The sequence below is a fragment of the Serratia sp. BFP-2025 genome, assembly GCF_050880365.1.
GTDB lineage: Bacteria > Pseudomonadota > Gammaproteobacteria > Enterobacterales > Enterobacteriaceae > Serratia > Serratia surfactantfaciens.
This window is the reverse complement of the sequence record NZ_JBPAFV010000001.1, coordinates 1,019,802-1,037,784: the sequence shown is the minus strand read 5'-3', so window position 1 is coordinate 1,037,784 and position 17,983 is coordinate 1,019,802. Positions and strand designations below refer to the sequence as shown.

The following is a 17,983-nucleotide window of genomic DNA, read 5'->3' as shown; positions in this document are numbered from 1 at the left end:
ACTATGGGCGATAGCATTCTTTCACAGGCAGAGATCGACGCCTTGCTCAACGGCGACAGCGCGGGTGACGAACCCGAAGCGGTGGTCGGCAAAGAGAGCGAGGTCAAGCCTTACGATCCGAACACCCAGCGCCGAGTGGTGCGCGAGCGTCTGCACGCGCTGGAAATCATCAACGAACGTTTTGCCCGGCAGTTCCGCATGGGATTGTTCAACCTGCTGCGCCGCAGCCCGGACATCACCGTCGGCCCGATCAAAATCCAGCCGTATCACGAGTTCGCCCGCAATCTGCCGGTGCCGACCAACCTGAACCTGGTGCATCTGAACCCGCTGCGCGGCACCGCTCTGTTCGTGTTCGCGCCGAGCCTGGTGTTCATCGCCGTCGACAACCTGTTCGGCGGCGACGGCCGCTTCCCGACCAAGGTCGAAGGCCGCGAGTTCACCCCGACCGAACAGCGGGTGATCAAGCGCATGCTGCGCCTGGCGCTGGACGCCTACGGCGACGCCTGGAGCGCCATTTACAAGATCGACGTGGAATACGTGCGCGCCGAAATGCAGGTGAAGTTCACCAATATCACCACCTCGCCGAACGATATCGTGGTCACCACGCCGTTCCAGGTGGAGATCGGCGCGCTGACCGGCGAATTCAACATCTGCATTCCCTTCGCGATGATCGAACCGCTGCGCGAGCTGCTGACCAACCCACCGCTGGAAAACTCGCGGCAGGAAGACAGCCACTGGCGCGAAACGCTGGTGAAGCAGGTGCAGCACTCCGAACTGGAGCTGATCGCCAACTTCGTCGATATCCCGATGCGGCTGTCGAAAGTCCTGAAGCTGCAACCGGGCGATGTACTACCGATAGACAAGCCGGAACGCCTGATCGCCCATGTGGACGGCGTACCGGTTCTGACCAGCCAATACGGCACGTTGAACGGGCAATACGCCCTGCGTGTTGAACATTTGATTAACCCTATTTTGAATGCTCTGAGTGAGGAACAGCCCAATGAGTGATCCTAAGCAACCGTCTGGCGAAGGAAAGGAATCCGTGGACGATCTGTGGGCTGATGCGTTTAACGAGCAGCAGTCCTCAGAGAAATCCGGCGCGAGCACCGAAGGGGTGTTCAAGTCGCTGGAGGCTCAGGATGCGCTCGGCAGCCTGCAGGATATCGACCTGATCCTGGATATTCCGGTCAAGCTGACCGTGGAACTGGGGCGCACCAAGATGACTATCAAAGAGTTGCTGCGCCTGTCGCAGGGCTCGGTGGTGGCGCTGGACGGCCTGGCCGGCGAACCGCTGGACATCCTGATCAACGGTTACCTGATCGCACAAGGTGAAGTGGTGGTGGTGGCCGACAAGTTCGGCGTGCGCATCACCGACATCATCACCCCGTCCGAACGCATGCGTCGACTGAGCCGCTGATGACCGCCGCCGCGCCCGTTACCGTGCAAAGCACCCAACAACCCGCCGCGCCGGCCCTGCCGGCCGGTTCGGTGTTGATGCAGGTCAGCAGCGCGCTCGGCGGCATTCTGCTGCTGATCCTGCTGGCCGGTTGGCTGTTCCGTCGGCTGGGGTTCGCCCCGCAGGCGCGCAACAACAAACTGCTCAACCTGCGCGCCAGTTGCCAGGTCGGGCAGCGCGAGCGCGTGGTGGTGGTGGAAGTCGACGACACCCTGCTGGTCTTGGGCGTCACCGCCCAGCAGATCACCCCGCTGCACACCCTGCCCGCCCCGCCGAAAGACGAAGGCGAGACCAACGCGGCAACACCGGCGGACTTCCGCCAACTGATGCAAAAAGTTCTGAAACGCCCGGAAAAATCGGCATGACCTCGACTCTTCATACCCTCGTCCGCCGTCCGGCGGTTTGGCTCCCTGCCGCCCTGCTGCTGATCAGCCCGGCGGCTTTTGCACAACTGCCGGGGCTGATCAGCCAGCCGCTGGCCAACGGCGGCCAAAGCTGGTCGCTGCCGGTGCAGACGCTGGTGCTGTTGACCTCGCTGACCTTCTTGCCCGCCATGTTGCTGATGATGACCAGCTTCACCCGCATCATCATCGTGCTCGGGCTGCTGCGCAATGCGCTGGGCACGCCGTCGGCGCCGCCGAACCAGGTGATGCTGGGGCTGGCGCTGTTCCTGACCTTCTTCATCATGTCGCCGGTGTTCGACAAGGTCTATCAGGACGCCTACCTGCCGTTCAGCCAGGACAAGATCGGACTGGAGGTCGCGCTGGATAAAGGCGCGCAGCCGCTGCGCGAATTCATGCTGCGCCAAACGCGCGAAACCGATCTCGCGCTGTACGCCAGGCTGGCCAATCAGCCGCCGCTGGCCGGCCCGGAAGCGGTGCCGATGCGCATCTTGCTGCCCGCCTACGTCACCAGCGAACTGAAAACCGCCTTCCAGATCGGCTTTACGGTGTTTATTCCGTTCCTGATTATCGATCTGGTGGTCGCCAGCGTATTGATGGCGCTGGGGATGATGATGGTGCCGCCGGCGACCATCTCGCTACCGTTCAAGCTGATGCTGTTCGTGCTGGTCGATGGCTGGCAGCTGCTGCTCGGCTCGCTGGCGCAGAGCTTCTATTCGTAACCCCCGACCGGAGAAAGCGAGATGACACCTGAATCGGTTATGGCGCTCGGCACCGAGGCGATGAAAGTGGCGCTGGCGCTGGCCGCCCCGCTGCTGCTGGCGGCGCTCATCAGCGGCCTGGTAGTCAGCCTGCTGCAGGCCGCCACCCAGATCAACGAAATGACGCTGTCGTTCATCCCCAAAATTCTGGCGGTGGTGGCCACCATCATCATCGCCGGCCCCTGGATGCTGAACCTGTTGCTGGACTACATGCGCACCCTGTTCAGCAACCTGCCTACCCTGATCGGCTGACCGTGCTCACTTTCGACAGCGCCCAGCTCACCGTCTGGCTCAGCCACTATTTTTGGCCGCTGCTGCGCATTCTGGCACTGATCAGCACCGCGCCGATATTCAGCGAAAAGCAAATCAGCAAAAAGGTCAAAATCGGCCTTGGCGGGCTGATCGTCATCCTGATCGCGCCGACGCTGCCCGCCAGCAATATTCCGATCTTCTCCGCTGCCGGCCTGTGGCTGGCGATTCAACAGATTCTGATCGGCGTGGCGCTGGGGTTGACCATGCAGTTCGCCTTCGCGGCGGTGCGCCTGGCGGGCGAAGTGATCGGCATGCAGATGGGCCTGTCGTTCGCCACCTTCTTCGATCCCAGCGGCGGCCCGAACATGCCGGTGCTGGCGCGCCTGCTCAATCTGCTGGCGATGCTGCTGTTCCTCAGCTTCAACGGCCATCTGTGGCTGATTTCGCTGCTGGCTGACAGCTTCCACACCCTGCCTATCCAAACGCAGCCGCTGAACGGCAACGGCTTCCTGGTGCTGACCCAGGTCGGTTCGCTGATCTTCATCAATGGCATGATGCTGGCGCTGCCGCTGATCTGCCTGCTGTTAACGCTGAACATGGCGCTCGGGCTGCTCAACCGCATGACGCCACAGCTGTCGGTGTTCGTGATCGGCTTCCCGGTCACCATGACCTTCGGCATCATGACGCTGGGCATGATGATGCCGATGCTGGCGCCATTCTGCGAGCACCTGTTCGGTGAGATATTCGATCGTCTGGCGGCGGTGATCGGCGGCATGACCTTCTGAATCCACCTCCTCCTTCCTTCCCCCCTTTTGCCTGAGACAAAATGGCAATAAAACCGTTTTATTGGGACAAAAGCCTGAGAAACGCCTTTTATCCGGATTAAGGTTCAAATGTCTCCGGCGGCTTGAATAAATAAAACCCCGACCTAGAATAGACCCGGTAACAAGAAAACATCGCCTCCCCGTTAGCCATCGGCGGCGATAAAAACGCTTACTCCTCAGCGAAAATAAAAAATAACGCAGTCACGCAGAGTTAAATGCGCGACAGATAACTTACACCCTGAATAAATGCGTCCGGCAGCCTGCCGGCTGCAGGGCGCAGCATCGACCTTTGCTAACCACAGGAGCGAGATCATGATTAAAGCGAAAAGCAACCGCAAGGCACGCCGATTATTCGGTTTGACCCACTGGAAAAGCAACAAGTTTAGAGTATCCTTCAGCGAGACCAGCGATGGCGGAAAATGGAAAGTGGTGAAGAAAAAGAAATAATCACGCAGGACCTGTAGCAAAAATTCCGGGTTGCGCCCCTATCCGGCTTCTGCAACGTCATTCGACGCGGCGCCGCATCGGCAGCCCGGGACCCACACTCATCACTCGCCGGCAAACCGTGCCGGTGTACTTTATTCTTAGGAAGGGAATAACGCGCCACATCACCCTGGCTGCTGCATTAAATTTAAAAATAATGTATTAATGATTTTATTTACTCACATCCCTTATTTATTCACTGACAAGAAAAATCGATTTCCCACCTTATTTCCCCAGCGTTATATTGAAAACAACCTTGCTACCAGTACGCGGCAAGCCTCACTAAAATATAAACGGTGTAAATATGAAGATAAAGTTTCAGCTGAGTGATTTATTCATCAGCGGCATCGCCCTTTTGATCATGAGCACTATTTTAAACACACTGGGTTTTTCCTGGGGTTTATTTGCTCTGCCGCCTGGCGTCGATAGTTTTGTCATCATCCCGTTTACCTTATTTGGCTCATTGAAGTTGGCCGAGTGCCTCTATAAGCCAATACGCTGGCTGCTAAATGAGAGCCGCAAATCTCAAATCGAAAATAACAACCCTAAAAATAACGCTAAGTCGCGTTAACAGGAGATCGACCTATGCTGAGAGAACTGACCAGAGAAGAAATGCAACGGATTGGCGGCGCCGGTGACGGCAATAACGGCGGCGACCGGGATCGCGACTATGGCCCAAGCTCCTACGGCGCGCAGGCGAACGGCTTCCAGCCTAATTGGGCGGCGAAAGGCTATGGGCTATTTCAGGATCCTTGTACCGGTGCGGTGGTGACCGGCGCCATTGCCATGGCCGGCGCCCTGGCCAGCCGTAACGGCAGTGCGATTAGCACCGCGGCGGCCTCAGCCTTTGTCAACATAGGCGGTCAATGCACTAAAGGGTCCGGCAACGATCGCGGCGTGCCTTTCCGCTAACGCGTAAGCTGAATGAGGAAAACGCAGACAAAAAAAGGCGCGTCGCTCAGTCAGTAGTGGGAGAACGAACGACGCGCCAAACGAGTGCGCCCGGTTTCAAGAAGCCTCCCTCCCCGCGGGGCGGAGAGGGCATTTTCTAAGCGCACTAAAGGGAAACCCGTCGCGGTCAGGCAACGGGGTATTGCTCTTAACGATTCATCTGGAACAGCGACATGCCCTGCATATCGCTGAAGGTTTTGTACGACGCCTGCAGCGCCGCCTGCTGCATGAAGTAAGACGAGATAGACTCGGCCAAGTCGGCATCCGTCAACGCGCTCATCTGGATCTGGTTGGTCATGTCACGCTCTTTACCGATGCTGTCCAGTTGATCCATCTCCTGCAGCTGGCTACCCAGCTCGGCACGCACGCTCAACACGTTGTTGTAGGAGTTGTCCAGGCCGCGGTTGGCTTTAGCCAACGCATCGTTCACCTGCTGTTTGGTGGCCTCGTCGGCGCCCTGCAGCGGCGTTTTCAGCGCATTCAGCGCGATGTCGATGCTCTCGAAAACGTTGCTGACCGGCGCGCTGCCGTCCGGCTCAGGCTTCGGGTTGCTGGTCAATGACATGAACACCGCGTTGCCGGTATGGCCGATGGTCATGGTGCGGTTGGCGTCCACTTTCTGCTCAACCGTCTTGTCGCCCCCCTGATAGCTGACGGTGCCGCCGTTGTCGACGAACGGCGCCTTGTCGTTCACGTATCCGCCGAACATATAGCGGCCGTTGCCGTCGGTGCTGTTGGCCTGGTTCAGCAGCTGATCTTTCAGCCCCTGCAGCTGGGTAGCCAACGACTGGCGGTCGTTATCGCTTTCGGTGCCGCCGGCATTGACGATCAGCGCCTTCATGTCCGCGATGGTGGAGGTCGCGCCGGCCAAAACCGTTTCTTCCATCGACACGCTCTGACGCGCGAAGGTGCGCGCCAGCGTGTATTGGCTGTTTTCCGCCTGCGATTGCGACAACATCACCGCGCGCGACGCCGCCAGCGGATCGTCGGACGGATTGATCACCCGCTTGCCGGAGGAAAGCTGCTCGGCGGCCTTCATGAACAGCGACTGGTTGCCCGTGATGCCGCTCATGTTCTGTTGGTACATCATGCTGGTGCTCATGCGCATGCTGTGGGTTCCTTACTCTGAACGACCGGCACCGCAACGGCGCCGGCTAACAATGAAATCAACGAATATTCAGCAACGCATCGAACAGCGAGCTGGCGGTCTGAATGACCTGCGCGTTGGCCATGTAGTACTGCTGGAAGCGCAGCAGCTCACCGTATTCTTCGTCGAGGTTAACCCCTGACAGCGATTGCTGTTGCTCACCCAGTTGCTTGACGATCTTGGCCTGCGAGGTCGCGATCGCCTTGGCGGCGGCGGTCTGGTTGCCCACGCCACTGACGATGCCGGCGTAAGCGCCGCTCAGGGTCGCCTTACCGTCCACCAGATTTTTGGTTTGCAGATCCAGCAGCTTCTTGGCGTTTTCGTTATCGCCGCGGCCGCTGTCGTCTTTACCGGCGGCGGCGATCTTGGACGAGTCGGTGATGGCGACTTTCAGGTTGCCCGCCACGTCGCTGACCGGCTTCACGGTGAAGCTGTCTTTGGCTTTCGCATTGCCGTCGATACTCACTTCCAGGCCGTCGAAGTTCAGCGTCGGTTTGCCGTCGGCACTGGTGCCCGGCGTGGCGTTGACTTTTACGTTGTCCGGCAGGCGGCTGACCTGCCAGTTGCTGCCGTCGAACTCGACGCGATAATCGTTGGCCTTCACTTTGCCGGTGTCGGTGTAAGCCACCGACAGCGAAGCGTCGCCGGTGTTGCGGGTATTATCCACGACCCGACCGCCGCTGAAGCTGAAGAAGTCGCCGCCCGCGTCGCCGTTCAGATCGAAGCCTGCACGATGCTGCTGGTTAAAGCTGTCCGCCATCGCCAGCGCCAACTGCCCCAGCTGATTGCGCACGCCGTCCAGCGTTTCGCTGCGGAATTTCAGCACGCCACTCAGGCTGCCGCTGGTGATTTGTCCTTCCGGCACTTCGCTGGCGCCGTTGCCGCGGTTGTAACCGATAGTCAAACGGGAAGGATCGCTGCTGGAAGGCATCGCCTCCACCTGATAGGTATTGCTGCCCTGCACCAGGGTCAACCCATTGGCGAAGGAGACGGTATACGCGTCGCCATCCTGCTGCGTGACCTGAACCCCCACCAACTGGTTCAGTTCGGTGACCAGTTGGTCACGCTGATCCAGCAACGCGTTCGGCTCACCGGCGGCGCTGCCGCGCAGGCGGGTGATCTCGTCGTTCAGCTTGGCGATCTGTTGGCTGTAGCTGTTGATCTGCTGCGCCGTATCGCTGATCTGCTGATTGACGCCGCTGTCCATGTCGCGCAGGAACTTGTCGGTGTTATTGAACTGGTTAACCAGGCCATTGGCCTTGCCCAGCACGGTCTGACGTGCGGCGTCGTCGCCGGCGTTGCTCACCAGGTTTTGCAGATTGGTGAAGAAGTCCTGCATGTTGGCCGACAGCGGGTTGGTTTTGCTCGCCAACAGATTGTCGATCTGCGAAATCTTCTCGTAATAGGCGTTTTGCGCCCCGAACGCGCTCTGTGAACTGCGCAGCTGATTGGTGATGAACTGGTTGTATTCACGGTTGACGCTGGTTACGGTCACGCCGTTGCCGATGAAGCCGCTCATGGTGGCCATGCCGCCGTTCTGCGCCAGGATCGCAGTCTGGCGGTTGTAGCCCGCCACGTTATAGTTGGAGATGTTGTTGCTGACGGTACTGAGCGCCACCTGAGCCGCATTCAGCCCGCTCATCGCGGTATTGATTAAGCTATTGGACATCGGAATTCCTTATGCTGCGGCGCCGGTGGCCCACAGAGTTCTTAATTGAGCTGCTGAGCCTGTTCGCTCAGCCTGTCTCGGTTATCGGCCAAAATGGGAAGAACTTGAGGAAAAAAAGCGGCAACGCGCTCAGCATCCAGCTAGCCTTCGTTACCGCCTATCCCCTAAATAATTGGCGCCGCTGCGGCGTCAAGAATGACGGGGATTTAGAACAAATCTTTCAGATCGTGGGTATAAGCTTTGACCGCCTGTTCCCCGGCGTTCTTCATCTGCTGAATCACGCTGACCAGTTTGCTGGCGTACTGCGGGTCGGTGGCATAACCGGCGCGCTGCAGCGCATGCGCCGCCTGTTCCGGGCTGCGCGCGGCGGCCACGTCGGCGTAGCGCGGGTTGTTGGTCAACAGCTTGACGTAATCGGCGATCGCTTCGACGTACGAGCCGTAAACGCGGAATTTCGCCTTCACCTTCTTCGCGGCGCCCTGCTCAAACTCGGTGGTGGTGATCTCCGTCACCGGCCCATTCCAACTGCCGCCGGCCTTGATGCCGAACAGGTTGTAGCTCGGCGTGCCGTCAGAAGTCGGGATCTCGCGCTGCCCCCAGCCGGACTCCAGCGCCGCCTGCGCGACGATCAGCTGATGCGGAATGCCGCTCTGCTGGCTGGCGACCTTCGCCGGGATCGACAGACGGGCGACGAAGTTGCCGTTGTTGAGCGACAGCGGCGCGGCGGCCGGCGGCGCTTTCGGCATCGCCCGGCGCACCATCTGCTCCAGCGCCTGGTTCGGCAGCGTTTGCAGCACCTCGTTGTCCAGCGCCATCGGCGACAAGCCCGCCGTTTCGCTCGGCACCGTATTGGCGTTGCTCATCTGCTTGACCATCATGTCGGCCAGCCCCAGCCCTTTTTGCGACATCTGCTGGGCGATTTGCTGGTCGTACATCGAGGTATAAAGCCGCGTTTGATCGCTGCTCAATACCCCGTCCTGCGGCAAGGCAGAACGCATGCTTTTCAGCATCATCTGCACGAACATGCCTTCCACCTGCTGCGCTACCTGCTTGAGGTTGCCCTGCGGATCGGTCGCCGCGTCGCGCTTCAGGCCGTTCAGCGCCTGGGCGTCATAGGCCGCGCCCGACATCGCCATCAGATCGCCGGCCATCAGATGATTTCCAGCTTGGCGCGCAGGCAGCCGGCGCTCTGCATCGCCTGCAGGATCGACATCAGATCGATCGGCGTGGCGCCCAGCGCATTCAGCGCGCGGATCACGTTGTTCAGGTTGGCGCTGGCGTTCACCTTCTGCAGCGACCCACCCTGCTGTTGCACCGAGATCTGGGTGTTTGGCGTCACCACCGTCTGGCCGCCGCCGAACGGCGTCGTCGGCTGGCTGACGGTGTTCTGCCGATCGACCACCACCGACAGATTGCCCTGGGCCACGGCGCAAGAATCGAGGATCACGTCGCGGTTCATCACTACCGAACCGGTGCGCGAGTTGATGATCACCTTGGCGTCCATCGCACCGACGTTGACGGTGATGTTCTGAATCTCCGCCAGGAAGCGCACCTGAGAGCTGTTACCCTGCGGCACCAGCACCTGAATGGTGCGGGCGTCGAGCGGCGTCGCGGTGCCGCCACCGCGTTGGCGGTTGATGGCGTCGCTGATCTGCTGCGCCAGCGTGAAATCCTCGTCGTTCAACTGCAGATTGAGCACCCCGCCGCTGCCGAAGGTGGTCGGCAGCTCGCGCTCGATGGTGGCGCCGTTGCTGATGCGCCCGCCCGCCAGCTGATTGACCTGCACGCTGCTGCCGCCGGCCGCCGCGCCCGCACCGCCGACCAGCACGTTGCCCTGCGCCAGCGCATAGACCTGGTTATCCACGCCTTTAAGCGGCGTCATCAGCAGGGTGCCGCCGCGCAGGCTCTTGGCGTTGCCCATCGAAGAAACCACCACGTCGATGTTCTGCCCGGCGCGCGAGAACGGCGGCAGTTTGGCGGTCACCATCACCGCCGCCACGTTTTTCAGCTGCATGTTGGTGCCCGGCGGCACGGTGATGCCCAGCTGCGACAACATGTTGCTCAGGCTCTGGGTGGTGAACGGCGTCTGCATGGTCTGGTCGCCGGAGCCGTCCAGCCCCACCACCAGGCCGTAGCCGATCAGGGCGTTGTCTCGCACGCCCTGCACCGTCACCAGATCGCGGATGCGCTCCGCCGCCGCCGGCAAGCACACCAGCCCGACGCACAGCGCGATAAACCATTTTTTCAGCATCAGTCAATCCTTAGAACGGTGAAACATTTAAGAAGAAGCGCTGCAGCCAGCCCATGGTCTGCGCTTCGTTGATATAGCCATTGCCGACGTATTCGATACGCGCATCCGCCACCTGCGTCGAGGTGACCGAGTTGTTGCCGCTGATGGTGCGCGGGTTGACGACGCCGGAGAAACGAATGAATTCGGTGCCCTGGTTGATGGCGATCTGTTTTTCCCCCACCACGTGCAGGTTGCCGTTGGCCAGCACCTGGTTGACCGTCACCGTAATGGTGCCGTTGAAGGTGTTGTTGGCGTTGGCGCCGCCCTTGCCGCCGAAGGTGCTGTCGCCGGAAATGTCCATATCGGCGCGCGCATTGCCCAACAGGCCGTCGAGGTAACGCGGCGAGGTGGCGACGCCGAACTTGCTGGCGCCGTTGCGGCTGGCGTTGGCGGAGGAACTCTTGCTGGCGCTGACGTTTTCCTGCAGCACGATGGTCAGGGTGTCACCGACGTTGCGCGGACGGCGGTCTTCGAACAGCGGCTGATAGCCATAGTTCATCGGCTGCACCGTCTGGAAGATCGAGCCGTTCGGCATCGGCGCGCTGGCCGGCGCGGGCTGCGCCGTGGTCGCGCCGTCCACCAGCGGTTTGTGCGGGATATAAGCGCAGCCGCTCAGCGTCAGCATCACCATTCCCGCCAGCCAGCGTTGTCCCTGCCGCGGCAGGATTGCCATCGAATATGTGGTTACCACGGGTATCGCCTTTGTTTCACGAAAGAGAATGACGGGCGCGGCATGCCGGGCCCGTCAATGACAGATTACAGTTGCGTCAGCTTTTGCAGCATCTGATCGGAGGTCGATACCGCTTTGCTGTTGATCTCGTAAGCGCGCTGAGTCTGGATCATGTTGACCAGCTCTTCCGCCACGTTGACGTTGGAGGTTTCCACGTAGCCCTGATACAGCAGACCGGCGCCGTTCAGCCCCGGCGTGCTCTCGTTCGGCGCGCCCGAGCTTTCGGTTTCCTGATACAGGTTCTCGCCCACGCTCTCCAGACCGCTGTCGTTGACGAACGTGGTCAGCGTCAGTTGGCCCACCTGCTGAGCGGCGGTCTGCCCTTGCTGGGTAACGCTGACGATGCCGTCGCGGCCAACGGTGATGGACAGCGCGTTCGCCGGGATGGTGATCGCCGGCTGCACCTGGAAACCGCTGGAGGTCACCAGCTGGCCGTTCTGATCGATCTGGAACGACCCGTCGCGGGTGTAGGCCTGGGTGCCGTCCGGCAGCATCACCTGGAAGAACCCCTGCCCCTTGATGGCGACGTCTTTACTGTTGTTGGTCTGCGACAGGTTGCCCTGGCTGTGCAGACGCTCGGTCGCCACCGGACGCACACCGGTGCCGATCTGCAGACCGGATGGCAGCGTGGTCTGCTCGGAGGACTGTGCCCCCGGCTGACGCATGGTCTGATACAGCAGATCTTCAAATACCGCACGCTGGCGCTTGAAGCCGTTAGTGCTGACGTTCGCCAGGTTGTTGGCGATCACGTCCATGTTGGTCTGCTGCGCGTCCAGACCGGTTTTGGCAATCCATAAGGATGGAATCATCGGTTATTTCCTTGCTGCTTAACTCAATGAGAGCAGTGAGTTGGCACGCTGTTCGTTTTCATCCACGCTGTGGATGACTTTCATTTGCATTTCAAAGCGACGGGCGTTGGCGATCATATCGACCATGGTTTCCATCGGCTTGACATTGCTGCCTTCCAGCACGCCCGGCATCACCCGCACCTGCGGATCGTTTTGCAACTGATTGCCGCGCTGCTGCTGGGTTTCCGGCGTCAGGCGAAACAGCCCGTCGTCGCCACGCATCACTTCGCGCGCATCGGCTTTGACCAGCTTCAGGCGGCCGATCTGCGCGATGGTGTTCGGCGGATCGCCGGCGTTCAGCGCCGAAATGGTGCCGTCGGCCGCGATGGTGATCTCCGCCGACGGCGGCACCTCGATCGGGCCGCCGTCGCCCATCAGCGGCATCCCCTGCACCGTCAACTGCCCGGTGGAGGAGATCTGAATGTTGCCGTTGCGGGTGTAAGCTTCACCGCCGCCTGGCAGACTCACCGCCAGGAAACCGTCCTGCTGCAGCGCCACGTCCAGCGGACGCGCCGTGTAGTTCAGCGCGCCCTGGCTCATGTCGGCGCCGGGCGTCGAGGCCGTCACCAAGGTGCGTGTCGCCATGCTCGGCCCGTCGACCGGCACCGCGCGCAACGCGGCGAGCTGGGCGCGAAAGCCCGGCGTCGACGCGTTGGCCAGGTTGTTGGCGGTAATGGACTGCTGTTCCAGCGTTTGGCGCGCCGCGCCCATCGCGGTATAAATCGCGTGATCCATAACTCGGCCCTATTAGCGCAGGCTAACCAGCGTCTGCAGGATTGAGTCCTGCGTCTTGATGGTCTGGGCGTTGGACTGGTAGTTACGCTGTGCGACGATCATGTTCACCAGCTCCTGGCTCAGATCGACGTTGGAAGATTCCAGCGCGCCGCTGGTCAGCTTGCCGAAGCCGCCGCCGCCCGCCAGACCAACGCGCGGCTGGCCGGACGCGCCGGTTTCCTGCCAAACGTTATCGCCCTGCGACGCCAGCCCTTCCGGGTTGGAGAAGTTGGTCATGACGATCTGACCCAACAGCTGGGTCTGCTGGTTGGAGTAGATACCCACCACTGTGCCGTCGTTGTTGATCTGATAGCCCGTGTATTCACCGGCGGCATAGCCGTCCTGCGATACCTTGCTCACCGAGTCGCTGCCCACGTTCTGCTGCATACTGCCGGCGAAGCTCAGGGTGAAGTTTTGCGCCGGCGCACCGTCTTTGGCGGTCATCGGGATCACCATGCTGAACTCGCCCGGCGCGCCGTTGGTGCTGGTGGTTTTCACCAGGTTGCCGCTTTCGCTGAACTCCATGGTGCCGGCGTCAACCGGTGCAGCGCTGCCGTCCTGGGTGTAGACCTGCCACTTGTTGTTTTCGGTCTTCACGAAGTAAGCGTTGATGTTGTGCGCGTTACCCAGCGAGTCGTAAGCGGTGATGGTGTTGACGTAGTTGTAGCTGTCCTGCTTGGTCGGATCGAACTTCGTGTTCTCCGGCACTTTATGGGTGGACTTCAGGTTGGCCACCATCTGGCCGGAGGTGGACGCCTTGGCGTTCATCATGCCTTCAGGAATGCTCAGCGGCACCGGGTTGGCGCCCTGCTGGATGGTCGGCGGGGAACCGGCCGCCGGGTAGCCGGTCAGCTGCAGGCCCTGCATGTTGGTCAGGTTGCGGTTTTCGTCCAGCTTGAACTGGCCATTGCGGGTATAGAAGATGCCGCCATCTTTATCCTGCATGCGGAAGAAACCGTTGCCGTTGATGGCGATATCCAGTGAACGGCTGGTACCGGTGGTGGTGCCGCCCTTGAAGTTCTGGGTGATGCCGGACACTTTGACGCCCAGACCGACCTGCGAACCAGCGAACATGTCGGCGAAAGATACGCTGCCGGATTTGAAGCCCGCGGTCGCAGAGTTGGCGATGTTGTTACCGATCACGTCCAGGTTGGTTGCTGCCGCGTTCAAGCCGCTGACTGCCTGAGAAAAGGCCATGTTATTCTCCGAATAGTGGTCAGGCTATCGTCCGATTGAGCCTGATGCTTAGGGTTATAAGATCTGTCGCACGTCTTCCAGGGTGGCGTTGCCCGCCAGGCCGAGATCCAGCTTGGCGCCGTTGCCGTCGCGGATCACGCCGTTCACCAGGCCGAAATGCAGGCTGCGCGCCACCAGTTGCTCGCCGTTGCCTTTGGCGTTGACGGCCACTTTGTAGGCGCCGTCGGGCGCGGTGGTGCCGTCATCCAGCGATCCATCCCAGGTGAAGGCGTGCACGCCGGCGGTCAGACCGCCAATTTCGATGGTGCGCACGACCTGCCCGCTGGCGTTGGTAATGGTGGCGGTCACCTGATCGGCTGCGCGCTCCAGTTCTACGCCGAACGGCGTGGTGCTGACCTTGCCGTCCTTGCTGCCGACCAGAATATTGTTGCCCGGCACCATCACGCCGTGACCGATCAACGCAGTGGCCTGCAGCGACTGGTTGCTGTTGATCTGGCCGGAGATCGAGCCCAGCGTGGTGTTGAGTTTTTCGATGCCCTGAACGGTGTTGATCTGCGCCAGCTGCGAAGTCAGTTCGTTGTTCTGCATCGGGTTGGTCGGATCCTGGTTTTTCAACTGCGCGACCAACAGCGTCAGGAAGCTGTTGTGCAGATCCTGACTGTTGGTGGTCTTGCTGTTGTTACCGATGACGGTGTTGTCCAACGACTCGTTAGTGGTTGCGGCGATAGCCATGGGAATCTCCGGTTACTGACCCAGCGTCAGGGTTTTCATCATCATCGACTTGGTGGTGTTGAGCACCTCGACGTTGGCCTGGTAGCTGCGCGAAGCGGAGATGGTGTTGACCATTTCCCCGACCACGTCCACGTTCGGCATGCGCACGTAACCCTTGGCGTCCGCCAGCGGATTACCCGGCTGATACACCAGGCGCTCGGGCGCCGGATCGTCCACCACCTGGGCGACGCGCACCCCGCCGGTCGGTTGTCCAGGTGCTGCGGCGACCTGGAACACCACCTGCTTGGCGCGGTAAGGTTCACCGTCCGGGCCGGTCACGCTGTCGGCGTTGGCCATGTTGCTGGCGCTGACGTTCATGCGCTGAGACTGCGCCGATAACGCCGAGCCGGAGATATCAAAAATGTTCAGTAAAGACATGCGCCTTATCCTTGTTGCAGCACGGACATCATCCCTTTGATCTGACCGTTGAGCAGCGTCAGGTCGGTCTGATATTTCAGGCTGTTATCGGCAAAGTTGGTGCGTTCGCGATCCATGTCCACCGTATTGCCGTCCATCGACGGCTGGTCCGGCACTCGAAACAGCAGATCAAGCTGTGGCGGCTGCATGGTCTGCGCCGGGATGTGGCGCGCCGCCGTCAGGTTCAGCGCCATGCCGTTGCCGTTGACGCGCCCTTGTTCCAGCACCTTGTTCAATTGGCTGGCGAAATCGATATCCCGCGCCTGATAACCCGGCGTGTCTGCGTTGGCGATGTTGGCGGCCAGAATTTCCTGCCGCTGGGCGCGCAAGTTCAGCGCCTCTTGGCCAAAGCGCAGAGCCGCGTCCAGTTTGTCGAGCATGCTCCCTCCGCGAGGTTAGAATTTGGAGTCGACAGCATAAACGCCCGCCGTGCCACCCTATCGCGGGAATAAACGCAAAATGGGGCGCTATTTATCTGCTTAGCCTGCGCGCGCTGCGGGTACACTTACGCGTATCCCGATGAAGCTTGAGAAGATGACGATGAAAGGTAAAATGCTGCTGCTTATCGGCCTGCTGTGCAGTCTGAACGCGCGCGCCGACGATCTGGCGACGCAAATCGAAAGCTTCATCAAAGGCAAATTCAACGGCGAACCGGTGCAGGTGAAAGTGCGGGTGCGCACGCCGCCGAACCAATGGCCCGCTTGCGAACTGCCGCAGCTGTCGCTGTCGCCCAATGCGCGGATCGGCGGCAATGTCAGCATTTCGGCGCGCTGTGGCCAGGAGCGGCGTTTTATTCAGACGCAGGTGCAAGTGTTCGGCCGTTATCTCGTGTCGGCACGCGGCATCAGCGCCGGCGCCCGATTGACGGCGGCGGATCTGACGTTGAAGCAGGGTCGGCTCGATACCCTGCCGCCGCGCGCGCTGACCGAACCGGGCAAAGCGTTAGGCGCCGTCAGCCTGCGCAATATCAGCCCCGGCCAGCCGCTGACGCTCGCCATGCTGCGCCGCGCCTGGCTTATTAAAGCCGGGCAACCGGTGCAGGTCACCGCGCAGGGCGAAGGATTTAACATCAGCGGTGCGGGTAAGGCGATGAACAACGCCGCCGCCGAAGACAGCGTGCGCGTGCGCATGGCGTCCGGGCAGATCGTCAGCGGCGTGGTCGGGGACGACGGCGCGATTCGCATTACGTTATAAAAAAGTAAAGGTTCCGCCAACCTTGCCGATAAGACAAATCAAGCAGCATTTTATTGGCCACCAGGGCCGCAACACTTTCATTGCAGCGTCGTCGACCGCAAGCGGCGACGGCGTAAACGGAGATGGACCATGAGTATCGATCGCACCCAGCGGTTACAGCCGGTTTCCACTGTGCAACCGCGTGAAACCCCGGCCGACAACCCGCTCCAACCGCGTAAGGCCGCCGTGGCCGAAACCGCCGTCAGCGGCACCCAGGTCAAACTGAGCGAGGCGCAGGCACGCCTGATGCAGCCGGGCACCCAGGATATCGATATGGGCCGGGTCGAAGCCATCAAGCAGGCGATCCGCAACGGTGAACTGAAAATGGACGCCGGCAAAATCGCCGACGCGCTGCTGCAAGACGCGCAGAGCGATATTCAATGGATCGCCGGCCGCGACTGACAGCGCGGCGGCGGGTAGCGGTAAAGGATAAGTCATCACTATGGAAAACCTGGCACAACTGCTGGATAAACTGTTGGAAACCCTGCAGGCGCTCAATGGCGTGCTGGAGGAAGAGCACGACTTGCTGTGTGCCGGTCAACTGCCCGGTGTGGCATTGCAGCGCGTCACCGACGCCAAAAGCCAACTGCTGGCAACGGTCGCCTATCTCGAGCAGCAGCGTCTGGGGCAGGAGAAAGCCTGCGGGCAACGCGCCCCTTACGCCAGCCATGCGCCCCTGGCCGATCGCTGGCAGCGCGTTCAGTTGCTGAGCCAAACGCTGCGCGAGAAGAACCAGCACAATGGCCTGCTGCTCAATCAGCAGATCGACCATAACGCCCAGGCGCTGTCGATCCTCAGCAAAAACAACAAATCGCTGTATGGCCCGGACGGCCAGTCGCACGTCGGCAGCCTGCTCGGCAGAAAAATCGGCGTCTGACCTGCCCCATTTCGCCCGGTGTACGTGTCGCCGGGCGCAGCTTTATCGGCTTTTGCGCCTCCCTTCGCATTTTCCCCTTGTCGTTTTCTGAGTTCCCTTAACGTTATGCGCCAGGCTGCGCAGAACGGATATTTGCCTGTTCCCCATCACTCCCTATTTCGTCATCTTAGCTCGGTCGTTAAACATCTTGATCTATACCCATTAAGGGTATATTTTCACATGGAGAGTGAATGACCGACATTTATCTCACAAAAGCCTTCCAGACATTTGCCAGCGACGAACGCATCAGTGACGCCACGATAGTGAAAGCGGCGCAAGAGATGCAAAATCAGTTGTACGACGCCAATCTCGGTGGTTGCGTTTACAAAAAACGCATCGCCCGGATGGGGAGTGGAAAACGGCGCAGGTATCGGGTATTAATCGCAACGGCAGATGAAGGCAGGATCTTTTTCATGTATGGCTTTGCCAAAAACGAAAGAGACAACATCAATCAGGATGAGTTAATTTCCTGGCGGCATTTGGCGGCGCTGTATCTGGATTATTCACCATTCAGGCTGTATCAACTGGTCAACTGCGGGGAATTAATAAGGTTACAACTATGAGCAAGATGCTGAAATCGATCCACCAGGAAGTTCAGGGCCTGCATCGCGCCGGTTTCGTCGATGACGTGACCATGCGCACCTTCGACATGCTGTGCCTGCGGCCGGTGAAACAGTTCGGGCCGGCCGAGATCCGCGCGCTGCGCGAACGGGAAAACGTCAGTCAGCCAGTGTTCGCGCTGTATCTCAACGTCAGCAAAAAAGCGGTGCAGAAATGGGAGCGCGGCGAAGCGCAACCGAACTCCGCCGCGATGAAGCTGTTGACGTTGGTGGAACGCAACGGCCTGCAAATTTTGGCCTGAT

The 17,983-nt window shown here is 60.2% G+C and carries 25 protein-coding genes; 14 read left to right on the top strand and 11 right to left on the bottom strand.

Translation table 11 applies throughout. The annotated features are described in order from the left end of the window. The first annotated feature begins 3 nt into the window (after positions 1-3). The 9 genes from fliM to ACRAWE_RS04785 all read left to right on the top strand — a co-directional run bounded on the left by fliM (position 4) and on the right by ACRAWE_RS04785 (position 5,089). Entirely contained in the window at positions 4-1,008 is a 1,005-nt protein-coding gene (fliM, locus tag ACRAWE_RS04825; protein WP_004934798.1) for a flagellar motor switch protein FliM, read from the top strand. Then, positions 1,001-1,417, top strand: a complete 417-nt coding sequence (gene fliN / locus ACRAWE_RS04820; RefSeq protein ID WP_004934799.1) for a flagellar motor switch protein FliN — start codon at positions 1,001-1,003, stop codon at positions 1,415-1,417. The genes fliM and fliN overlap by 8 nt, the downstream gene beginning before the upstream one ends. Then, the gene (gene fliO, locus ACRAWE_RS04815) at positions 1,417-1,821 is read left to right on the top strand and encodes a flagellar biosynthetic protein FliO (protein WP_019452944.1); all 405 of its coding nucleotides are present in this window, start codon (positions 1,417-1,419) and stop codon (positions 1,819-1,821) included. The genes fliN and fliO overlap by 1 nt, the downstream gene beginning before the upstream one ends. Further along, entirely contained in the window at positions 1,818-2,579 is a 762-nt protein-coding gene (gene fliP, locus ACRAWE_RS04810; protein ID WP_004934802.1) for a flagellar type III secretion system pore protein FliP, read from the top strand. Before fliO ends, fliP begins: the two co-directional genes overlap by 4 nt. 21 nt (positions 2,580-2,600) lie before the next feature. After that, positions 2,601-2,870 (top strand): flagellar biosynthesis protein FliQ, encoded by a 270-nt coding sequence (gene fliQ, locus ACRAWE_RS04805; RefSeq protein ID WP_004934803.1) that lies wholly within the window; start codon positions 2,601-2,603, stop codon positions 2,868-2,870. Between the two features lie 2 nt (positions 2,871-2,872). Then, positions 2,873-3,655 (top strand): flagellar biosynthetic protein FliR, encoded by a 783-nt coding sequence (fliR, locus tag ACRAWE_RS04800; protein ID WP_019452945.1) that lies wholly within the window; start codon positions 2,873-2,875, stop codon positions 3,653-3,655. A gap of 351 nt (positions 3,656-4,006) precedes the next feature. Next, positions 4,007-4,141 (top strand): stationary-phase-induced ribosome-associated protein, encoded by a 135-nt coding sequence (gene sra, locus ACRAWE_RS04795; RefSeq protein WP_432525021.1) that lies wholly within the window; start codon positions 4,007-4,009, stop codon positions 4,139-4,141. Positions 4,142-4,481: 340 nt separating this feature from the next. Then, positions 4,482-4,748, top strand: a complete 267-nt coding sequence (locus ACRAWE_RS04790; RefSeq protein WP_015378248.1) for a hypothetical protein — start codon at positions 4,482-4,484, stop codon at positions 4,746-4,748. Between the two features lie 14 nt (positions 4,749-4,762). Then, positions 4,763-5,089: a hypothetical protein gene (locus ACRAWE_RS04785; protein ID WP_019452948.1), complete on the top strand. Its 327-nt coding sequence runs from the start codon at positions 4,763-4,765 to the stop codon at positions 5,087-5,089. Positions 5,090-5,276: 187 nt separating this feature from the next. Here ACRAWE_RS04785 and flgL read toward each other — a convergent pair whose 3' ends face one another. The 11 genes from flgL to flgB form a co-directional block, all read right to left on the bottom strand. After that, the gene (gene flgL, locus ACRAWE_RS04780) at positions 5,277-6,236 is read right to left on the bottom strand and encodes a flagellar hook-associated protein FlgL (protein WP_019452949.1); all 960 of its coding nucleotides are present in this window, start codon (positions 6,234-6,236) and stop codon (positions 5,277-5,279) included. A gap of 58 nt (positions 6,237-6,294) precedes the next feature. Next, positions 6,295-7,944: a flagellar hook-associated protein FlgK gene (gene flgK / locus ACRAWE_RS04775; RefSeq protein WP_019452950.1), complete on the bottom strand. Its 1,650-nt coding sequence runs from the start codon at positions 7,942-7,944 to the stop codon at positions 6,295-6,297. 206 nt (positions 7,945-8,150) lie between these two features. Then, positions 8,151-9,095, bottom strand: coding sequence for a flagellar assembly peptidoglycan hydrolase FlgJ (gene flgJ / locus ACRAWE_RS04770; protein WP_432525018.1), 945 nt, complete (start codon positions 9,093-9,095; stop codon positions 8,151-8,153). After that, entirely contained in the window at positions 9,095-10,195 is a 1,101-nt protein-coding gene (locus ACRAWE_RS04765) for a flagellar basal body P-ring protein FlgI (RefSeq protein ID WP_004934816.1), read from the bottom strand. The genes flgJ and ACRAWE_RS04765 overlap by 1 nt, the downstream gene beginning before the upstream one ends. Positions 10,196-10,205: 10 nt before the next feature. Further along, positions 10,206-10,907, bottom strand: coding sequence for a flagellar basal body L-ring protein FlgH (gene flgH, locus ACRAWE_RS04760; protein ID WP_004934817.1), 702 nt, complete (start codon positions 10,905-10,907; stop codon positions 10,206-10,208). 83 nt (positions 10,908-10,990) lie between these two features. Further along, positions 10,991-11,773: a flagellar basal-body rod protein FlgG gene (flgG, locus tag ACRAWE_RS04755; RefSeq protein WP_004934819.1), complete on the bottom strand. Its 783-nt coding sequence runs from the start codon at positions 11,771-11,773 to the stop codon at positions 10,991-10,993. An 18-nt stretch (positions 11,774-11,791) separates the two neighbouring features. Then, positions 11,792-12,547, bottom strand: a complete 756-nt coding sequence (locus tag ACRAWE_RS04750) for a flagellar basal body rod protein FlgF (protein WP_019452952.1) — start codon at positions 12,545-12,547, stop codon at positions 11,792-11,794. A gap of 12 nt (positions 12,548-12,559) precedes the next feature. Beyond that, positions 12,560-13,783 (bottom strand): flagellar hook protein FlgE, encoded by a 1,224-nt coding sequence (flgE, locus tag ACRAWE_RS04745; RefSeq protein WP_063918545.1) that lies wholly within the window; start codon positions 13,781-13,783, stop codon positions 12,560-12,562. Between the two features lie 54 nt (positions 13,784-13,837). Further along, the gene (gene flgD, locus ACRAWE_RS04740; protein WP_019452954.1) at positions 13,838-14,515 is read right to left on the bottom strand and encodes a flagellar hook assembly protein FlgD; all 678 of its coding nucleotides are present in this window, start codon (positions 14,513-14,515) and stop codon (positions 13,838-13,840) included. A 12-nt stretch (positions 14,516-14,527) separates the two neighbouring features. After that, positions 14,528-14,932: a flagellar basal body rod protein FlgC gene (gene flgC, locus ACRAWE_RS04735; RefSeq protein ID WP_004934826.1), complete on the bottom strand. Its 405-nt coding sequence runs from the start codon at positions 14,930-14,932 to the stop codon at positions 14,528-14,530. Positions 14,933-14,937: 5 nt separating this feature from the next. Further along, positions 14,938-15,351 (bottom strand): flagellar basal body rod protein FlgB, encoded by a 414-nt coding sequence (gene flgB / locus ACRAWE_RS04730; protein ID WP_019452955.1) that lies wholly within the window; start codon positions 15,349-15,351, stop codon positions 14,938-14,940. 160 nt (positions 15,352-15,511) lie between these two features. Here flgB and flgA point away from each other — a divergent pair, with 160 nt between their 5' ends. From flgA to ACRAWE_RS04705, 5 genes are all read left to right on the top strand, one after another. After that, positions 15,512-16,165, top strand: a complete 654-nt coding sequence (gene flgA, locus ACRAWE_RS04725; RefSeq protein WP_019452956.1) for a flagellar basal body P-ring formation chaperone FlgA — start codon at positions 15,512-15,514, stop codon at positions 16,163-16,165. A 129-nt stretch (positions 16,166-16,294) separates the two neighbouring features. Further along, the gene (gene flgM / locus ACRAWE_RS04720; protein WP_019452957.1) at positions 16,295-16,606 is read left to right on the top strand and encodes a flagellar biosynthesis anti-sigma factor FlgM; all 312 of its coding nucleotides are present in this window, start codon (positions 16,295-16,297) and stop codon (positions 16,604-16,606) included. A gap of 40 nt (positions 16,607-16,646) precedes the next feature. Beyond that, positions 16,647-17,081 carry a flagella synthesis protein FlgN gene (locus ACRAWE_RS04715; protein ID WP_019452958.1) on the top strand — a complete coding sequence of 145 codons (435 nt, stop codon included), beginning with the start codon at positions 16,647-16,649 and terminating at the stop codon, positions 17,079-17,081. Positions 17,082-17,311: 230 nt separating this feature from the next. After that, complete coding sequence (locus ACRAWE_RS04710) at positions 17,312-17,683, top strand: type II toxin-antitoxin system RelE/ParE family toxin (RefSeq protein ID WP_211129848.1); 372 nt, start codon at positions 17,312-17,314, stop codon at positions 17,681-17,683. Then, positions 17,680-17,982 carry a helix-turn-helix domain-containing protein gene (locus tag ACRAWE_RS04705; RefSeq protein ID WP_033632742.1) on the top strand — a complete coding sequence of 101 codons (303 nt, stop codon included), beginning with the start codon at positions 17,680-17,682 and terminating at the stop codon, positions 17,980-17,982. The genes ACRAWE_RS04710 and ACRAWE_RS04705 overlap by 4 nt, the downstream gene beginning before the upstream one ends. Position 17,983: the final 1 nt, after the last annotated feature.